The organism is Lutibacter sp. (genome assembly GCF_040883305.1).
Taxonomy (GTDB): Bacteria; Bacteroidota; Bacteroidia; order Flavobacteriales; family Flavobacteriaceae; genus Lutibacter.
On the sequence record NZ_JBFLKT010000362.1, the window covers coordinates 1 to 3,366 of the forward strand.

The 3,366-nt window shown below is 28.8% G+C and carries 4 protein-coding genes; 2 read left to right on the top strand and 2 right to left on the bottom strand.

The features are described from left to right. Positions 1 to 3 precede the first annotated feature (3 nt). Both serC and AB1Z17_RS11580 read right to left on the bottom strand, forming a co-directional pair. A complete protein-coding gene (gene serC, locus AB1Z17_RS11575; protein ID WP_368051952.1) occupies positions 4 to 1,074 on the bottom strand; it encodes a 3-phosphoserine/phosphohydroxythreonine transaminase in 1,071 nt (356 codons plus the stop codon). Between the two features lie 81 nt (positions 1,075 to 1,155). Then, positions 1,156 to 2,217, bottom strand: coding sequence for an acyl-CoA reductase (locus AB1Z17_RS11580; protein WP_368051953.1), 1,062 nt, complete (start codon positions 2,215 to 2,217; stop codon positions 1,156 to 1,158). 45 nt (positions 2,218 to 2,262) lie between these two features. Between AB1Z17_RS11580 and AB1Z17_RS11585 the strand changes: the two genes are divergently transcribed. Further along, complete coding sequence (locus AB1Z17_RS11585) at positions 2,263 to 2,613, top strand: 4Fe-4S dicluster domain-containing protein (protein ID WP_368051954.1); 351 nt, start codon at positions 2,263 to 2,265, stop codon at positions 2,611 to 2,613. A gap of 49 nt (positions 2,614 to 2,662) precedes the next feature. Beyond that, a partial coding sequence (locus AB1Z17_RS11590) for a hypothetical protein (protein WP_368051955.1) occupies positions 2,663 to 3,366 on the top strand: 704 nt, incomplete at its 3' end.

Sequence of the window (3,366 nt, forward strand, 5' to 3'; positions counted from 1 at the left end):
AGTTTATGAAACTTGTTTTTCAAATTGTTGCATTGCATTTATTAAAACTTGAATGCTTTCAATAGGCATTGCATTGTATATACTTGCTCTGTAACCTCCAATAGATCTATGCCCTTTAATTCCACTTATACCAGCATCATTCCAAATTTTATCAAAAGTTTCTTTATGTGTATCATTGGCTAGTGTAAAAGTAACATTCATTGTAGAACGATCTTCTTTTGCTGCAAAACCATTAAATAATGGGTTTCTATCAATTTCAGCATATAACAACGCTGCTTTTTCGTTATTTATTTTTTCAATGGCAGGTACTCCACCTAATTTTTTCAACCATTGTAAAGTTAACATAGATACATATACTGGAAATACAGGTGGTGTATTAAACATACTATCCTTGCTAATATGAACTTTATAATCTAACATTGCAGGTATTGTTCTACCAGTTTTACCAAGCACTTCATCTTTTACAATTACCAATGTTGTTCCGGCTGGACCCATATTTTTTTGAGCACCTGCATAAATCAAATCAAATTTAGAAACATCAATCTGACGAGAAAAAATATCGGAACTCATATCGCATACTAATAAGCTATCTGTTTTTGGAAATTCTTTAAATTGCGTACCAAAAATAGTATTGTTAGAAGTAAAATGAACGTAATCTACATCTGTAGGAACCGTATAATTCTTTGGAATATGGTTGAAGTTTGCTTCTTTTGATGAAGCAAAAACATCTACCTCTCCTAATAATTTCGCTTCTTTAATAGCTTTAGAACTCCAAGTTCCAGTATCCAAATATCCAGCTTTTCCATCAAGTTTTAATAGATTGTAAGGTGTCATTAAAAATTCGAGACTTGCTCCGCCTTGTAAAAATAGTACTGAATATCCTTCAGGGACATTTAATAATTCAATAACTAAATTACGTGCGTTTTCCATCACTTCAACAAACTCTTTGCTTCTGTGTGAAATTTCAATTAAAGATAAATCAATACCATTAAAGTTGACAACAGCATCTGATGCTTTTTTTAAAACTTCTTGTGGTAAAATGCATGGGCCTGCACTAAAATTATGTTTTTTCATTTGTGTAGAATATTATTATTTTCTCTTACAAATTTCGTAAAAAAAAGAAGAATATAAGCACTTTTTTTACGAAAAATAGTATTATATTTTTGTTAAAAAAGCAATTGTATCAATATCATCTGCATAATTCCATAATTTTGGGTGTTGAGTTTCTCCAAATTTTACGAAATCTATAACGTTTTCGTTACACGCTATACATTGTATTTCTTCACTTTCTTCAGATAATTTTTGCCTTAGATTTTCAAAGGAATTGTAAAACTCGTAAAATACAGTTGCAATTGGTGATGCGTAGTTAGAATCTTCTTTTAACATTACAAATCCGTTTTCTATAATATTAAACTGACTCATAATATATACTGCTTTATTATAATCGTAATTATTTTCGTATTTTTTATAATTTATAATGTTATTAAACTTGAATAAAGCGTTAAAAAGCAGGTCGAAATTATAATCTTTTGGAACAAAAATTTTAGAAACACTTCTACAACCTAAACCAAAATATTGAAAAATATCTTCTCCTAAAGCTTCTAATTCTTCTTTAGTTTCATTTCCTGTTAAAATTGCTACGGAATTTCTGTTTTTTCTAATTATTGAAGGATATTTTCCAAAATAATGTTCAAAATAACGTGCTGTATTATTACTTCCTGTTGCAATAACAGTATCAAAATTTGTTAGTTTATTTTCAGTGAATGTTATTTTATTTATAAATGAAGGATTTATATGTTCTAAAAATTTTGCTATTAAAGGTAAAAAATGTTTATCATTTGAAGATTGTTTCACAATGGTATTATGTCCGCTTATTAGAACCGATAAAAAATCGTGAAAACCAACCAAAGGGATATTTCCCGCCATAATTATGGCTACCGTTTTTACATTGTTAGAATTACTAAAATTATATGCTGATGTCCAAGTGATTAAATTATCTTTGGTAAGTGCTTTGTTCCAACTTTCAAAAGCTTTTAAAACATTGTCTTTTGTAAACCAACCATTAAATTCTTGCGCTCTTTCAATTTGCATTTTAAAAGCATCAAAAAACAAGGTATTTAATTGAGAATCATCTTTTTTTACAATTCCATTGGGAGTAAATTGTCCGAAAAAATCTCCAAGTTTTGCAAAAGCTTCAATGCGCTGCTCTAAATTCATATTTAAATATAATTTTATATTTGCAAAAATAATGTAAATAATAGTATGGCAATAAAAATAACAGACGAATGTATAAATTGTGGCGCTTGCGAGCCAGAATGTCCAAATAATGCAATTTATGAGGCTTCTGAAGAATGGCGTTTTTCAGATGGTACAGAATTATTAGGCAACGTGATGCTACCAAATGGCAAGAAAGTTGACGCTGATGAACAGTATGAACCAAAAGATGATGAAGTTTATTTTATAATAGCAGATAAATGTACTGAGTGCAAAGGTTTTCATGATGAACCACAATGTGCCGCTGTTTGTCCTGTTGATTGTTGTGTTCCAGATGATGAAAATATTGAAACAGAAGAACAGCTATTAGCTAAAAAGGTCTTTTTTCATAAGGAATAACGCTATAAATTATTATATTCGCTTATCAACCAATTTCAAACTAATTATTATGATAAAGAATTTTACATTTCTTGTTGCTTTTTTATATTTTTCAATTGCCTATTCACAAAGTAAAATAACTATAACTGCTAATTATCCCGATGCTACTTTTTACAAAGTAATTGGTGATCAAACAATAAAACCTGCTTTAGGTGTGGGTTCAATAATTTTAAAGCTAGATAAAAAAGGTTTAAATAAAATTAAAATTGTAAAAGAAGGTTTTCAAGACTTGATAAAAATGTATCCAAGATCTACAAAATGGCCAAAAAATGTGCAAGTAACTTTAGACAGTAGAGTAGTTGAGTTTAATGTGGAGCCTTATGATGCCGATATTTTTGTTGATGGAAATGCTGTTGGAAGTAAAAATTATAATTTAATTTTAAAAAAAGACGCAAGTTCTACTATAGAAATTAAAAAGAAAGGTTTTAAATCAATTGTACAAACTTATTATAATAAAGAAGACAAAGAAGTACCACCAAACTCTGTAAATTTAACTTTAGTTGATCGGTTAATTCAGGTGAAAGTTACACCAGCCGATGCTGAGATTTTTGTAAATAATATTTCGCAAGGTATTGGTGCTTCAGATGTTGTAATTCCAAAAGGTGAATGTGTTTTAGTTCAAGTTAGAAAAGATGGTTTTATTAATGAAGAAAAAGTTTTTTGTAATAAAGAAAATGAAGGCTCAATTCCAATAAATCACCATTTTAATTTAAC

What these genes read in the sequence shown, in the direction of transcription:
- serC (WP_368051952.1), bottom strand. Translation starts at nt 1,074, where the DNA reads ATGAAAAAACATAATTTTAGTGCAGGCCCATGCATTTTACCACAAGAA.
- AB1Z17_RS11580 (WP_368051953.1), bottom strand. Translation starts at nt 2,217, where the DNA reads ATGAATTTAGAGCAGCGCATTGAAGCTTTTGCAAAACTTGGAGATTTT.
- AB1Z17_RS11585 (WP_368051954.1), top strand. Translation starts at nt 2,263, where the DNA reads ATGGCAATAAAAATAACAGACGAATGTATAAATTGTGGCGCTTGCGAG.